At 61.3% G+C, this 14938-nt stretch carries 12 protein-coding genes; 6 read left to right on the top strand and 6 right to left on the bottom strand.

Annotated features, from left to right (window positions below):
- Window positions 1-32 precede the first annotated feature (32 nt).
- Window positions 33-1139, bottom strand: a complete 1107-nt coding sequence (locus tag ACI3KW_RS06570; protein WP_404847402.1) for a LacI family DNA-binding transcriptional regulator — start codon at window positions 1137-1139, stop codon at window positions 33-35.
- Between the two features lie 277 nt (window positions 1140-1416).
- On the opposite strand from ACI3KW_RS06570, the gene ACI3KW_RS06565 reads away from it, so the two are divergent.
- The 6 genes from ACI3KW_RS06565 (at window position 1417) to ACI3KW_RS06540 (ending at window position 9775) form a co-directional block, all read left to right on the top strand.
- Complete coding sequence (locus tag ACI3KW_RS06565) at window positions 1417-2553, top strand: ABC transporter permease (protein ID WP_404847401.1); 1137 nt, start codon at window positions 1417-1419, stop codon at window positions 2551-2553.
- Window positions 2550-3587 (top strand): ABC transporter ATP-binding protein, encoded by a 1038-nt coding sequence (locus ACI3KW_RS06560; RefSeq protein ID WP_404847400.1) that lies wholly within the window; start codon window positions 2550-2552, stop codon window positions 3585-3587. Before ACI3KW_RS06565 ends, ACI3KW_RS06560 begins: the two co-directional genes overlap by 4 nt.
- Window positions 3584-4627: an ABC transporter ATP-binding protein gene (locus tag ACI3KW_RS06555; protein ID WP_404847399.1), complete on the top strand. Its 1044-nt coding sequence runs from the start codon at window positions 3584-3586 to the stop codon at window positions 4625-4627. Before ACI3KW_RS06560 ends, ACI3KW_RS06555 begins: the two co-directional genes overlap by 4 nt.
- On the top strand, window positions 4617-6722 hold the full coding sequence (locus tag ACI3KW_RS06550) for a hypothetical protein (RefSeq protein WP_404847398.1): 2106 nt from the start codon (window positions 4617-4619) through the stop codon (window positions 6720-6722). Before ACI3KW_RS06555 ends, ACI3KW_RS06550 begins: the two co-directional genes overlap by 11 nt.
- A 69-nt stretch (window positions 6723-6791) precedes the next feature.
- Window positions 6792-8726 carry an ABC transporter substrate-binding protein gene (locus ACI3KW_RS06545; RefSeq protein ID WP_404847397.1) on the top strand — a complete coding sequence of 645 codons (1935 nt, stop codon included), beginning with the start codon at window positions 6792-6794 and terminating at the stop codon, window positions 8724-8726.
- Between the two features lie 62 nt (window positions 8727-8788).
- Complete coding sequence (locus ACI3KW_RS06540) at window positions 8789-9775, top strand: ABC transporter permease (RefSeq protein ID WP_262167395.1); 987 nt, start codon at window positions 8789-8791, stop codon at window positions 9773-9775.
- Window positions 9776-9809: 34 nt separating this feature from the next.
- On the opposite strand, the gene ACI3KW_RS06535 is transcribed toward ACI3KW_RS06540, so the two are convergent.
- The 5 genes from ACI3KW_RS06535 to ACI3KW_RS06515 are packed head-to-tail and all read right to left on the bottom strand — an operon-like array spanning window position 9810 to window position 14932.
- A complete protein-coding gene (locus ACI3KW_RS06535; RefSeq protein ID WP_404847396.1) occupies window positions 9810-10727 on the bottom strand; it encodes a LysR family transcriptional regulator in 918 nt (305 codons plus the stop codon).
- A 16-nt stretch (window positions 10728-10743) separates the two neighbouring features.
- The gene (locus tag ACI3KW_RS06530) at window positions 10744-12219 is read right to left on the bottom strand and encodes a carboxylesterase/lipase family protein (protein WP_404847395.1); all 1476 of its coding nucleotides are present in this window, start codon (window positions 12217-12219) and stop codon (window positions 10744-10746) included.
- A gap of 10 nt (window positions 12220-12229) precedes the next feature.
- Complete coding sequence (locus ACI3KW_RS06525; RefSeq protein ID WP_404847394.1) at window positions 12230-13024, bottom strand: ABC transporter permease; 795 nt, start codon at window positions 13022-13024, stop codon at window positions 12230-12232.
- A gap of 1 nt (window position 13025) precedes the next feature.
- Window positions 13026-13877 (bottom strand): ABC transporter permease, encoded by an 852-nt coding sequence (locus ACI3KW_RS06520; protein WP_404847393.1) that lies wholly within the window; start codon window positions 13875-13877, stop codon window positions 13026-13028.
- Entirely contained in the window at window positions 13874-14932 is a 1059-nt protein-coding gene (locus tag ACI3KW_RS06515; RefSeq protein WP_404847392.1) for an ABC transporter ATP-binding protein, read from the bottom strand. Before ACI3KW_RS06515 ends, ACI3KW_RS06520 begins: the two co-directional genes overlap by 4 nt.
- Between the last annotated feature and the right edge of the window lie 6 nt (window positions 14933-14938).

The following is a 14938-nucleotide window of genomic DNA, read 5'->3' as shown; positions in this document are numbered from 1 at the left end:
ACATTGCCGAACGCCCAGCGGGCGGGGCGGCCTCATGCAGAGCTGGGCGCTCCGCGCAAACGGTGCCGCCATGATTCATGACTTGCCGGGCCACTTGATTGCCGCTCGACCAGATGGGGGACAAGGTTGATCCGCTGGGGTGGCAATTCATTCATGAATGGCGACTGCCCCGCGCGGGACAGCAACACTCTGACCGCTGCAATACCCATTTCGCGGTGGGGCATGTGTACGGTGGTCAGCTGGGGCGATATCTGCGTGGCGATCGCATAATCGGCATGACCAACGACGGAGACATCCTCTGGAATGCGTAGTCCAAGCCGCATCAGTTCGGACACTACCGTCACGGCGACAATGTCGCTGCCGCAAAAGAACGCCGTGGGCTCAAAACCGGCTGCCGCCATGGCGGTTACAGCCTCGCGCAGGTCGCCGGCCGCCCGATCGTCAGAGAAGCCAATCTCACGCAGCTCCATGTCTTCTACTTCAGCGATTGCATCGGCAAAGCCGGCGAGGCGCGCCAGCCGCCCCGGATATCCCAGCCGTCCATGCGCGTAGACGACGCGGCGGTGGCCCAGGGATTGCAAATGGTGCGCAACGTAAACACCTGCTTCTACGTCCGCCGCGCTCACCTGATCCTTCTGCCACAAGGGCGGAACGATGTGATTGACCACCACGGCCGGTAGCGCGCTGCTCAGGGCCGTCTCAAGCATCGCCGGCGTCTGCGGTCCCACCAGGATATAGCCAATGGCGCCGTTCTCAATGCGCGGTAGCTCGGCTGGATCATCCAACCAACGCACCGACATGACACAACCGTGGGCGGTCGCTTCGTGGTCGATGCCGTTCTGTACGTCGACCCATAATTCCCGGCTGGCTGTCGCCCGGTTCTTGAAGATCACCTCAATGTTCTGGCCGGCACCTTGGCGTCGGGCGTTGTAGCCAAGGGCGGCAGCCGTATCCACGATCAGGTGCCGCGTCGGCTCGCTCACCCCGGGCTTCCCACTCAGCGCGCGGGAAACGGCAAATTTGGAAATACCCAAATGGTCGGCAATTTGCTGGATCGTTACCCGCTTCATGGCGCGCGCCCGAAGGCACATCCTCTCGTTATTTTTATTTTTGTTAGGCTGCGCCTTTTGCAGTGTCAATGTGAATTGCTCTCTATCGTCCGTTTTGTAGCCTTTTGAGATTGCTTGGCAGGCTTGTCACCTTCAAAATCTCTTTGAAATTCAAAGTATTGTCGGGTTCGTTCTCCTAAAGTCGTTTTGAAGATGCAAAACAAACAACAAAAATTATGGGTTGACCTTCGTGTTTTCGTATGGTCAGTTTGGATAACAAAAGAGATAACAACGCACTTTTAATGCGGAGGCAAGGTTAACTTGCCGGCAGGGGAGGGACTCGCCGAAGGGCGAGGGTTGAGAGCGCATGGCCATTGTTGAGGTCCAGCAGGCTGCAAAAGTGCCGGCCGCAGACCAGGTGGGTCTGGCCAGTCAGCGCCAGCTGGTGTGGCTCAAATTTACCGAGCACAAACCGGCCGTGGTCAGCCTTGTGGTTATCGCGCTCATTTATCTGATCGGCGCATTTTGCGAGTTCGTGGCACCCCGCACACCGGACCACTACGATTCCGCCTATACAATGCTGGCGCCTCAGCCACTGAAGTTCTTCTATACCGATGAGAACGGCGCCACTCAGTTCGGCCTGCACGTCACCGGCTTTTCATCGCAACGCGACCCGGCAACGCTCCGCCGCGTGTTCACGGCCGATGAATCGATCCGTGTGCCGGTATCGTTCTTCGTAAAGGGGCAGCCCTATCGGATGTGGGGCTTCATTCCGGGTGATATCCATCTGATTGGGCCGGTCGATCCTGCCCAGCCATTCTATCTGCTGGGCTCGGATCGCATGGGTCGTGATGTGCTCAGCCGGGTGATCTACGGGACCCGCATATCGACCTCCATCGGCCTGATCGGAGTTGCCGTCAGCCTCGTGCTTGGCGTGATCCTGGGCGGTATTTCTGGCTATTTTGGCGGTGTGGTCGATAACCTCATCCAGCGCGTGATTGAATTCATCATGTCGGTGCCCACAATTCCATTGTGGATGGGCCTGGCGGCGGCGATCCCGGTGACCTGGTCTCCGGTGCTGGTTTATCTCATCATAACCATGATCATCTCGCTGATCGGCTGGACCTCGCTGGCGCGTGAGGTGCGCGGGCGCTTCATGTCCTGGCGGAACGAGCCATTCGTCACAGCTGCTCGGCTCGATGGCACCAGTCAGATGACGATCATCGGACGTCATCTTGTCCCGGGCTTCATTTCGCACATCATCGCGTCGGTAACGCTGGCCATACCGGCCATGATCATTGCCGAAACCTCATTGTCCTTCTTGGGCATTGGGCTGCGGCCGCCGGTCGTGAGCTGGGGTGTGCTGCTGCAGGAGGCGCAAAACATTCGCTCGCTGGCGGAAGCACCCTGGCTGCTGGCGCCCGGCGTACTCGTCATCATCACCGTGCTTGCCCTTAATTTCCTTGGCGATGGCCTTCGCGACGCGGCGGACCCCTATTCATGAGTACCGACCCCCTTTTGAGCATTCGTGGCCTCAACGTGCACTTCAAACTGCGCGAAGGGCTGATCCGAGCGGTGGATGGCGTCGATGTTGAGGCGCATGCAGGCAAGACGCTGTGTATCGTGGGCGAGAGCGGGTCGGGCAAGTCGATGCTGGCCCGCTCGATCCTGCAGATCGTTTCCCCGCCCGGTCGGGTGACCAGCGGCGAAATCATGTTCCGCCGCCCCGGTCAGGCGCCGGTGGACATTGCCAAGCTCGATCCGAAGGGAAAGCCGATCCGGGCCATTCGGGGCCGCGATATCGCGATGATCTTCCAGGAACCGATGAATTCGCTGTCGCCGGTCCACAGCATTGGCGATCAACTCGTCGAGAAAATCCTGCTGCATCATAAGATCGGTCAGAAGGCCGCAATCGATCGTGCCGTCGATGCGCTGGATAAGGTTGGCATCCCCAATCCCAAGCAGCGATTGGTCAATTATCCGTTCGAGCTGAGCGGCGGCATGCGGCAGCGCGTCATGATTGCCATGGCGCTGGCTTGCCAGCCGGCCCTGCTCATAGCCGACGAACCCACAACGGCGCTCGACGTCACCACCCAGGCCAATATTCTCGATCTGATTGCCGGCTTGCAGGACGAGTTCGGCATGGGCGTAATTTTCATCACGCACGATCTCGGCGTCGTGGCCGAAATCGCCGATGAGGTCGCGGTCGTCTATCTGGGTCGCGTCGTCGAACGCGGCAGCGTCGACGATATTTTCTACAATCCGCAGCACCCCTATACGCTGGCTTTGTTATCTTCGATCCCAAAGCTCGGAGCCCGCCGGGCCAAGGGGCAGCGCCTGCACGCGATCGAGGGCATGGTGCCCCATCCACTCAACCGTCCAGCGGGTTGTCCGTTCAATACGCGCTGCCCGGAGGCAAGGGCAGGGCTGTGCGACGTCGTTGATCCGCGCAATTTGCAATTGGAGCCGGGCCATTTCGTCGCTTGCCACATGCGGGATCCCGAAGTGGCGCAACTGCGGACCGAGGTGTTGGCATGAGCGTTACGCCGGCAGACGAAGGCGGCCTGCTCATGCGGGCGCGTGACCTCAAGGTGCATTTCCCGATCAAGCGTGGCGTGCTCAAGCGCACGGTTGGCCATGTCCGGGCTGTCGATGGTGTCAGTCTCGACATACGTTCGGGCGAGACGCTCAGCATTGTGGGCGAGAGCGGCTGCGGCAAGACTACGTTGGGACAGGCGCTGGTGCGCGTGCTCGAGCCCACCGCTGGGAGTATCGAATATCGCAAGGTAGGCGAAGGGCCTGCCGATATCGCCCATCTCGGGGAAACCGAATTGCGGCGCTACCGTTCCGATATCCGCATGATCTTTCAGGATCCGTTCGCGTCGCTCAATCCGCGGCGGCGCGTCGTCGACATTATCGGGGAATCGCTGCGCAATTTTGGCGTGACCGACGAGCGTGATGTGGAGGCCCGCGTCGCCACGCTGCTCCGGAAGGTCGGCCTGCGGCCCGAATATATGAGCCGCTATCCCTATGCCTTTTCGGGTGGCGAACGGCAGCGCATCGGCATTGCCAGGGCACTGGCGGTTCATCCGCGGCTTGTTGTTGCCGATGAGTGCGTTTCGGCCCTCGACGTTTCCATTCAGGCCCAGACGCTCAATCTGATGCAGGATCTGCAGGAAGAGTTTGCGCTCACCTACGTCTTCATCAGCCACGATCTGAGCGTGGTCGAATATATCTCCGACCGTGTGGCGGTGATGTATGCTGGGCGGATCGTCGAGTTGAGCGACACCGAACCGCTCTTTGCCAAGCCACGCCACCCCTATACCGCCGCGCTGCTGGCCTCGGTGCCTCGGCCCGATCCGCGCAGTGCCCGGATGCGCAAGCATATGCGGCTCAAGGGGGAAGTGGCTGATCCGGCCAATCGCCCCAGCGGCTGTGCCTTTCATCCACGCTGCCCATTCGCCACGGACCTTTGCCGCGCCGAAGACCCGCAATTGCGCTCGGTCGGCTCGTCCGATGTGGCCTGCCATTTTGCCGACAGCCTCGATCTTAAGGGAGTGAACGCCGATGCTGCATGACCATGAACCGAGCTCGGCGTCAGGCGCCACTGACACCAAGACCTGGTGGCAGCGGCCATACCGCATGGTGCAGACGAACCTGCGACAACCCGATGCGCTTTACGATCAGCGCAAGCTGGCGCAGGAGATCAAGGCATTCGGCGCCGATGTGCTGCTCTACAATATCGGCGGCATCTACGCCTTCTATCCCACCAAACTGCCGCTGCAGGCCATAAACCCGATGATGAAGGGTGATGCGCTGGGCGATGCAATCGAAGCCGCGCATGCCGAAGGCATCGCATTGGTTGGCCGCTTCGACATGTCCAAGGCAACTCGGCTTGGCTATGAGGCACATCCCGAGTGGTTCGTGCACAATGCCAAGGGCGAGGCTCTCGAATACAACGGGACCTATCAGGCCTGCGTTAATGGCGGCTGGTATCAGGATTATGCGCGCGACATCATCAGCGAGTCCCTGGGCAAGTACGATGTGGACGGCGTGTTCTTCAACATGTTCGGCTATACCAACTTCACCTATTCGGGGCATTATTTCGGCACCTGCGTGTGCGACAATTGCCGCCGCCGTTTCCACGACATGTACGGCAAGCCGCTGCCGCTTAAAGAAGACTTTTCCGACCCGTCCTATGCGGATTATCTGGAATTCAAGGATCGCACGTCGCTTGAGTTGCGGTCCAAGGTTTATAAGCACATCAAGCAGGTCGCGCCGAAAGTGGCGATGACCGGGCACCGCGGCGATAGCGACCTGATCCGCATGGAAACGCAGCGCGCAGTGGATCGGCCGCAGCCGGAATGGCCCTATCAGGCCGGCGAGCAGGCACGCTGGGGCCAGGCCTATGGCCAGGGCAAGACCGTCTCGTCTACCTCGGCCAATTTCATCGATTTTGCCTGGCGCTTCGTGTCGGAAACCGGCGCCTATCAGCTCGCCCGCGCGGCCCAGCAATTGGCCAGTGGGGCCACGCTCGACTTCTATCTGCTGGGGGTAATGGATCAGGACGACAAATCGGCCTTTGCCGACACGTCCAAACTGTTCCAGTGGCACAAAGCCAATGAGCGAAACTATGCGGGGCTGAAGCCCGCTTCCAAGATCGCGCTCTATCATTCCCATGCCGTGGTGCCCGGACATGGTGCCGGGGGCTATTCCAAGCGCCCGGCCAGCGGCAAGCACGCGGAGGCCGCATTCCGTGGCGCATATCGCGCTTTGCTCGAAGCACGCCTGCCGTTCGATCTGGTGGTGGACGAAGTCATCACTGGCAAGGATGGCGCCAAGGTGCTTGCTCAGTATGAAGCGCTGTTCATGCCCAATGTCACCTGTCTCTCCGATGCCGAGGCCAAAGTCATCGATGCCTGGGTTGAGGCAGGCGGCGTCTTGTTGGCGACCGGCGAAACCGGGTTCTATGATGAAAAGGGCGTGGCGCGGAACAAACCGGTTCTGCAAAGCCTGCCGATCATCGGAAAGCCCATGCCGCGCCAAAATATGAAGGGTTCATATTTCCGCGTCCGGCCGGGCGAATTGCCCATTGGCGACGAGGTGAAGCTGCTGATGCTTGACCACACCTATTATGTGGCCCAGGCAAAGCAGGGCGCCGAAACGCTGCTGACTTTATTGCCTCCGCAACGCTTCGGCCCGCCCGAATTGTGCTTCCCCGATTATGAAAGCGTCCTGCCGGGGGCCGTCACAGGCGCTCACGGCAAGGGCAAGGCGATCTACGTGCCTTGGCACGCCGACGCGCTTTACTACCGCGACAGCCTTCCCCATACCCGCACCTTCCTGACGGACCTCGTGGTCCGCAACATACCGGCTTCGCCGGTCAAGGTTGAAGGCCGCGGCGCGCTGGAAGTGACCATCCAGGCTCAGCCCGGCACTGGCAAGACGCTGGTTCACCTCGTCAATTATGGCGGGCAGCGCAACAACCTCTACGAAGATGCGCCCGCGCTACACGGCCTGCGGCTGGCTATGCGTGGTGTGCAGGGCGAGGCAATCGCGCTGGTGTCTGGCAAGACGATCATGCCCGAAGGGGAAGCCGATCAGGACGGCTATGTCTGGTACGCCCTGCCGCCCGTCGAGGCATTCGAAGCAATCCAGTTCACGACGGCCTGATTTTTTTTCGCGCCGGGACCAAAGCGGCGACAAGCCGCGGCCCGGATAAAGCTAGAGGAGGAAGAACCCATGCAAGCCGCACTGACTTCACGTTGGTTATCGCCCTTCGTCGGCGTCGCAGCAATCCTGCTGTCCACGGCCGTCGTCGTCGCACAGGACTACAAGGAAGCCCCCATATTGGCCGACCAGGTCGCTGCGGGCACTTTGCCCCCAGTGGCCGACCGGCTGCCGGAAACCCCGATGGTGGTCGAGCCGTTCGAAAGCGTTGGGCAATATGGTGGCACCTGGCGCCTGGTGATGAGCTCGCCCAGCGACATCGGCACGCTGGCCCGCACCATCGGCTACGAGAATTTTGTCCGCTCGGTGACCTGGCAGCCCGATGTCGAGCAGGCCGACATTGTGCCGGACGTGATCATGAACGTCGCCGAAAGCGTCGACGTCAATGAAGATGGATCGGAATACACCTTTCACCTGCGTAAGGGCCACAAATGGAGTGACGGTGAGCCCTACACGGCCGACGATGTGATGTTCTGGTACACCGACGTCTACTCAAACACCGAACTGTTCCCGGCAAAGCCGACATGGTCGGTGCGCAATGACAAGCCTCTGGTGGTCGAGAAGATCGACGAAACGACCGTCAAGTTCATCTTCGGCGGACCCAATGGCCTGCTTCTTCAGTATATGGCAACGCCATCGAATGACGCCGAGCAGAACCAGCCCTTCGCGTATCCGCGGCATTATCTCGAGCAGTTCCATCCCACCTATAATGAAGCTGCTGCCGGCGCTGAATGGGTGCAGAATTTCCACGCTAAAGCCGACATGTGGCGCAACCCGGAGCTGCCACGGCTGCATGCATGGATCATTACCCAGGGCATCGGCCAAGGCAGCGGCGCTCAGGTGATCGCCGAGCGTAATCCCTATTACTTCAAGGTCGATAGCGCGGGCAATCAACTGCCCTATATGGATGGGGTCACCGTCGACATCATCACCGATCCCCAGGTCACCCTGCTCAAGGCCGCCAATGGCGACTTTGACATGTTGGATTCCTATGTCGGCTTCGTCGCCACTCCGGAAAACCGGGGCACCTTCTTCGACAACCAGGAATCCGGTGGCTACGAGTTCTACGAAGTGCTGCCCAACCGTGCCAACCTGATGATCATCTCGCTGAATATGACGCACAAGGACCCGGTCCTGCGCGAAGTGTTCGGCAACAAGACGTTCCGCCAGGCCTTGTCCACGGCCATCAACCGCGACGAGGTTATCGAACTGGTCTGGCTGGGGCAGGGGCTGCCCTACCAGACAGTGGAGCGACCAGAATCCCCGCTGTTCGACGAGGAAATGGCAACCCAGTTCACCCAGTTCGACATTGCCAAAGCCAATGAAATGCTCGACGGGATCGGACTGACGGAAAAGGATGGCAATGGCATTCGGCTGCTGTCCGATGGCCGGCCGTTGCAGTTCACCATGGACATCTCGGTAATCCGCCAGCCCTGGATCGATAGCGCCGAGTTGATCAAGGGATATTGGAAGCAGATCGGTGTCGACCTGCTGATCAACACCTCCGACACGACCGCGCTCAACCAGCGTATCGAATCCAATGAGCATGACTCGGCCGTCTGGTCGGCCTCTGGCGGCCCGGACTCCCTGTTCGATCCCAAATACTACTTCCCCTCGTCATGGGCGGCGTTCTACGCCACCACGTGGGGACAGTGGTTCACCAAGGACACCAATCCGGAAGAGCCGCCCGAGGCGGCCAAAAAACAGATGGCGCTCTATCAGGAAGTGTTTGCCACGACCGATGTTCCTAAACGCCTGGCGTTGATGAAGGACCTGCTCGCGATCTCGGCAGAGGAATTCTATACGATCGGTGTCATGCAGCCGACTTCGGACTACGGCATCGTCAACAAGCGGATGGCCAATTTCCCAGGCGTGCTGCTCGCCAGCAGCGAATATGCCCATCCAGGCGCTGCCAATCCTGAACAGTTCTACTACGCCGCCCCGTAACCCTCCCGATCCCGCCATCCGGCCCACGGGGCCGGGTGGTGCTTTGCTGGAGTATGACCCAAATGACCGCCTTTATCGCCCGCCGCTTGTTCTACATGCTGGTGACTATCGCGGCCATTTCGGTCATGACCTTCATCATCATCCAATTGCCACCCGGCGACTATGTGACGGCCATGGTGGCCCAGCTCAACCTGCAGGGGACCACTGTCGATCCCGCTGAAATGGCGGCATTGCGGGCCCGTTACGGCCTAGATGACCCAGTGCATGTGCAATATTGGAAGTGGATTTCCAACATCATCTTCGCCGGCGACTTCGGCTATTCGCTGGAATGGCGTCGGCCTGTTGCGGACCTGCTCTGGAACCGGCTTGGCCTCACCTTCGTGCTGGCGCTGATCACCCTGCTTTTCATCTGGGCGATCTCGCTGCCAATCGGCATTTACAGCGCAGTGCGCAAGAACTCGATCGGGGATTATCTGGCGACTTTCGTGGGGGTGCTAGGGCTGGCCATCCCCAACTTCCTGTTCGCACTGGTGCTGATGTATTTCTCGTTTCGCTATTTCAATACCGGCATTGGCGGGCTGTTCTCCCCTGAATATGAGAATGCGCCCTGGAGTTGGGGCAAGCTCGTCGATCTGGGAACGCACCTGATCATTCCGACGATCGTGCTCGGCACCAGCGGCACTGCCTCGCTGATCCGTATCCTGCGGGCCAATCTGCTGGACGAATTGGGTAAGCCCTATGTCGTCACCGCACGCGCCTATGGCCTGTCCGAGAACCGGTTGCTGCTGAAATATCCGGTGCGCATCGCGCTCAACCCGTTCATTTCGACCGTGGGTTGGGTGTTGCCCACGCTGGTGTCCGGCGCGACCATCACTGCCGTTGTGCTCAATTTGCCCATGACCGGCCCGCTGCTGCTGCAGGCGCTAATCAGCCAGGACATGTATCTGGCCGGCAGTTTCATCATGATGCTGAGCGTGCTCACCGTGATCGGAACGCTGCTGTCCGATCTGCTTCTCGCCTGGCTCGATCCACGCATTCGCTATTCGTGATCGATGGCAGGGAGCAATGTGGGGGTGCCTGCAATTAATCTATCGTGACGACGCTCGGCACTTCGGCGAGAGCGGTTTTTCGCATTTCACGGATAATCACTTCGGTGGCGGCCGAGAGTGGCCGGCCGATTGCGGTAATGACGCTCCAGCGGAACGGTATTCGGAAGGTGAGCGGAATGACCCTGACGCCATCTAGCGGGAGTCCGATGGCGGTCAGGGGTTCGACGATGGCGACGCCAAGGTTTTTGCGGGCGAGGGACAAAGACACATAGGTGGCGTTGCAGTCGATGACCGAGGACATGCCGATGTTATGTGCGGTCAGGGCCTCCTCGATCGGCATTCTCAGGCGATACGGATTGGCCGCGACGATCAGGCGTTGGTTCTTGAGGTCGGTGGCGGCGATAGCCGACAAGCCCGCCAGCGGGTGATCGACCGAGACCACAGCATTGCATTGGACTTCCGCCTGCCAGTGTACTTCGATGCCCGGATTGTCGAGCGGCCAGCTTGCGACGCCTATCTCAGCTGTGCGCGCAATCACGGCCTGAACGACGTTCTCCGACGAGATGCTCTGGATGTGAATCTTGTTGGGTAGCAAGTCTGGCGGAATGTTGGCCAATGTGCTGGGCAGCAGGCTACTGGCCAGAGCGGGTACCGCAGCGATCTGAATAGGAAGCTGTTCCGATTTTTCGATTGCCTCGGCGCGGTCCCCGATAGCGCGCAGGCCGGAGAGAAACACTTCGACCTGCTCTGAAAAGGCCAGGCCCTGTGCCGTGGGCGAGATGCGCGGGCCATTGCGATGGAGGAGGGCAAAACCGACTTCCGCCTCAAGATCCTGGATAAGCCGGGTGATGACAGGCTGCGAGCGGCCGATGGCCTTGGCGGCGCCGGTCATGCTGCCGATAGACACGACAGCAGAAAATGCCTCGAGCTGTTTGGTTTCGAAATATTTCATCGTCTGCGCCCTCCTGCTACGGCCTTTGCCAGAGTCCCAGCCTCGCCGCAAACATGTCCGCTTGCACGCCAACTGCGCCCTGCGCCACGTGCAGCACCACCTGGTTGTCGGCGGAGAAGCGCGGCCAGTCGTCCGGCACCGCGCCGGCAATGAACGCGCGCCAGATTTCGTGCACCTGATCGGCGAAGTCCGGATCGGTGACGCGCTGGCGCTCGGGTTGGCGGGACAGATCCATGCCATCGCGATACCAGACGGCGCCCAGTTCGGCGCCATGAGCGGCTCCGGTCTCGTCGGCGGCGATTGGACCATAGAGATATTTCCACACCGGCTGGTGGGCGGAACAGAGCCGCGCAAGGCGGCTGGCCGGATTCTGAAAGACGAGATCTCCGGCGACAGCCCGCCAGATGCCGTGGGCGGAATGAGCGGGCAGGGCGGCGCGATAGCGCTCGACAATGTCCGCTCCGGTCAGGCCCAGCGGGCGGACGCGCTCATGCAGCAGGCTTGCGGCGCCGGCATAGTCGAGTTCTGCGGGCAGGACGCTGGAATGGGTGAGATATTCCGCGCTCGTGCAGCCGATCATCATGGGCACACGGGCTGTTCTTCCCGCAGCGGCGGCGGTTTCGGGATGTTCGAGCAGGGTGATGCCATCGATGATGGGCACGAAGGGCACGCCCAGCATGGCGGCGGCACCGTCGCGGTCGAAATCGTGGTGCTCGTAGCTCTGGTTGCAGAGATCGCGCTGGGCGACCAGCAGGTCATTGATGGGAATGTTCACCAGGCCCTCGGGACTGGTGCCCAGGGCCGCGCACATGCGGGCGGTGAGCTTTTGCGCGTCAACCATGGTGGCAATAGCGGTGCTGGCGCCGCTTTGCGGCATGGCGCGGGCGAAGAGACCCCGTGCAGCCGGCATGGCCATCACGGCGGCAATGGCAAAACCGCCGGCCGAGCGGCCAGCGAAGGTGACGCGCTCGGGATCGCCGCCGAAGCTGGCGATATTGTCACGCACCCAGCTCAGCGCCGCGAGCAGGTCGAGCAGGCCGCGATTGTCGGGTTGCTCCGGGATATGCAGAAAACCCAGTGCGCCGAGCCGGTAATTGACGGTGACTTCGACTATGCCGCTGGCGGCGAAGGCGCCGCTTTGCAGGATCGGTTCATTGGCCGAGCCCACGGCATAGCCGCCGCCATGCACCCAGACCAGCACCGGGGCGGCGCCATCAAGCGAAGGCGTGCGGATATTGAGGGTCAGAAAATCGATGCCATGGGCGAGGCCCGACGTGGCATTGCGCCCCACCGGGCCATAGGTGGCGATTTGCGGGCAGACCGGCCCCAACTTGGTCGCGTCGCGGATGCCGGACCAGGGCTCGACCGGCTGCGGCGCGAGGAAGCGGCGCGCCGGGGTGACCGGGGCGGCGTAAGGCACCGAGAGAAAGGAGAGGTAGCCGTTTTCGGCCAGTCCTTCGATCGTGCCGCCCGGCAGGGTAAGCATGGTCATTGGCGGTTCCCTATACGGCCTTGCGCAGCCCGATCAGGCGCTCGAGCGCGATCACCACGACAAGCGAAATCAGGATCAGGATCACCGAAAGCGCGGCAACCTGCGGATCGGTGGAATATTCGAGATAGCGATAAATCTCTGTTGGCAGGGTCGAGGCTTTGACCGAGACGAGGAACAGCGAAATCGTGGTCTCGTCGAACGAGATGAGGAAGGCGATCACCCATCCGGCAATGAGGCCGGGGCGGATCAGGGGCAGGGTGATGCGCCAGAATACCTTGAGCGGCGAAGCCCCGTGCACCATGGCAGCTTCCTCGACGCGTCGGTCGACCGAAGACAGGCTCATGCTGACCGTGCGCACCGTATAGGGAATGGTGACGCCCAGATGGGCGAGGATAATACCGGGATAGGAATCGAGCAGGCCGAAATTGGCCAGCACCAGCACCAGTCCCACACCGAGCACGATATTGGGCACGATGAAGGGCGCGATGACGAGGAAGTTGACCGCCCCTTCGCCCCGGAAGCGATGCCGGGTCAATGCCAGCGAAAGCAGCGTTCCGATCGCCACGGCGCCGAAGCCGACCACGATGCCAATGCCCAGGCTGCGCCAGAAGGCGCCGATGAACGTGGCGTTCTGGAACACCAGGGCATAGGAGCCCAGGGAATAGCTTTCCGGGGGGAAGGCCAGATATTGCCGCGTGTCGAAGGAGACGATGAAGACGATCAGGATGGGCGCGAGCAGGAAGAGGTAGATCGCGGCGATCAGGATGCGCCAGGACCAGCGAGCGAGCAGGGAGGTCTGGTTCATCTCAGGCCCCCAGAGCCCGCAAAGCGCGGCGATAGAGGATGATGACCGAGCTGAAAATGATCAGCAGTAACAGCGCCAGAGCGGCGGCCAGTGGCCAGTTGAGCGTCACAGTGGCTTCCGAGAAGACCTCGGTACCCAGCACGAACACGCGGCCGCCGCCCATCAGGCGCGGGGTGACGAAACCGGAAATGGCGAGCACGAAGACCAGCAAAGCCGCGGTCAGCACGCCGGGTAGGCTGAGCGGCAGGATGATGCGCCAGAACACCTTCAGACGATTGGCGCCCAGCATGGCGGCGGCTTCTTCAAGCTGGGCATTGAGCCGGCCCAGGCCCGAGAGAATGGCGAGGATGGCGTAGGGCATCAGGATTTCGATCATGGCGATGGTAGCGCCGAGGAAATTATTGGCGAGGCGAATGGGCGCGTCGGTTAGCGCCAGCGCCTGCAAGCTGCCGTTGATGACGCCGCGATCACCCAGGATCACCATCCAGCCATAGGTGCGCACCACGCCGGACGTGAGCAGCGGCGCGATGGCGAGGGCGGTAAGTAGGCCGCGCCATCGGCTGGTGGTGCGGGCAAGAAACAGGGCGATGGGGTAGGAGAGCAGCACGGCGAAGAAGGTGACGGACAGGCCATAGGTCAGTGTATTGGTCGCCACCCGCCAATAGAACGGGTCGAAGATCACCGTGCTGTAATTGGCCAGCGTCCATTCCCCGTTCGGCCCGCCAAACGCCGAAGTCGAAAAAGAGGCCCGCAGCAGCCAGAGCATGGGCATTATGAAGCTGACGCCGAGTGCCAGAAGGCCCGGCAAGAGGAGCCAGAGCAGCAGCCCGCGATGCGATGCTTTGCCGGTCACGAAGCCGCCTCGCCAATCAGGGTCACATCGTCGGGCGCGATGGAGAGGGACACGGTTTCGCCCAGCGCAGGCAGCTTGCCGGCATGGGTGGGCAGGTCAGCGACGATGGTGCGCTCGCCGACCCGAACGGTGAGGGTCAGCAACTGGCCGCGATAGACCAGATGTTCAACCACGCCGCTGAAATGGTTCGGACCTTGGTCGCCCAGCACAATGCGGTGGGGCCGGACCAGCAAGCGCACGGACGACCCGGCGGGAGCGGCCTCGCTAAAGGCGAGGCGGCCGAAGCCGGGGATCTCGGCCCGACCATCGCTGGCGCTGCCGGAGAAGAAATTGCCGGCGCCGATAAAGCCGGCGACGAATTCGGTGGCGGGGCGGTCAAACACTTCGCGCGGGGTACCGATCTGCTCGATACGGCCGGCCGACATCACCGCCATGCGGTCGGCCATGGAGAGCGCTTCGTCCTGATCGTGGGTGACGAAAATGGAGGTGACGCCGGTGCGCGCCTGGATGTCGCGGATTTCGTCGCGCATTTCCTCGCGCAGCTTGGCGTCGAGATTGGACAGCGGCTCGTCGAGCAGCAGCAGATCGGGTTCGATGACCAGCGAGCGGGCAATGGCGCAGCGCTGTTGCTGACCGCCCGAGAGCTGGGTGATGCGGCGTTCCCCATAGCCGGCAAGCTTGACCAGATCGAGCGCCCGAGCCACCCGGTCGGCGCGTTCGGCTTTGGGCACGCCCCGCATTTCGAGGCCGAAAGCGACATTTTCGGCCACGTTCATATGCGGAAACAGCGCGTAGGACTGGAACACCATGCCCATATTGCGCCGATAGACCGGCAACTGGGCGATGTCGCGCCCTTCGAGCAGGATGCGGCCTGAACTGGGCGCGATGAGCCCGGCCACCATGCGCAATATCGTGGTCTTGCCGCAGCCCGAAGGGCCGAGAAGGGCGAGCATTTCGCCCTTCTGCAGGTTGAAGTCGACATGATCGACCGACGAGGCCGTGCTGCCCGGATAGGTCTTCGTCAGGCTTTCGACGATGAGGTGGGAATCGGGCATCGGCTC

The sequence above is a fragment of the Devosia sp. ZW T5_3 genome, from assembly GCF_044987315.1.
Taxonomy (GTDB): domain Bacteria; phylum Pseudomonadota; class Alphaproteobacteria; order Rhizobiales; family Devosiaceae; genus Devosia.
The sequence above is the reverse complement of the archived record's forward strand: the minus strand, read 5'-3'. Positions and strand labels throughout refer to the sequence as shown.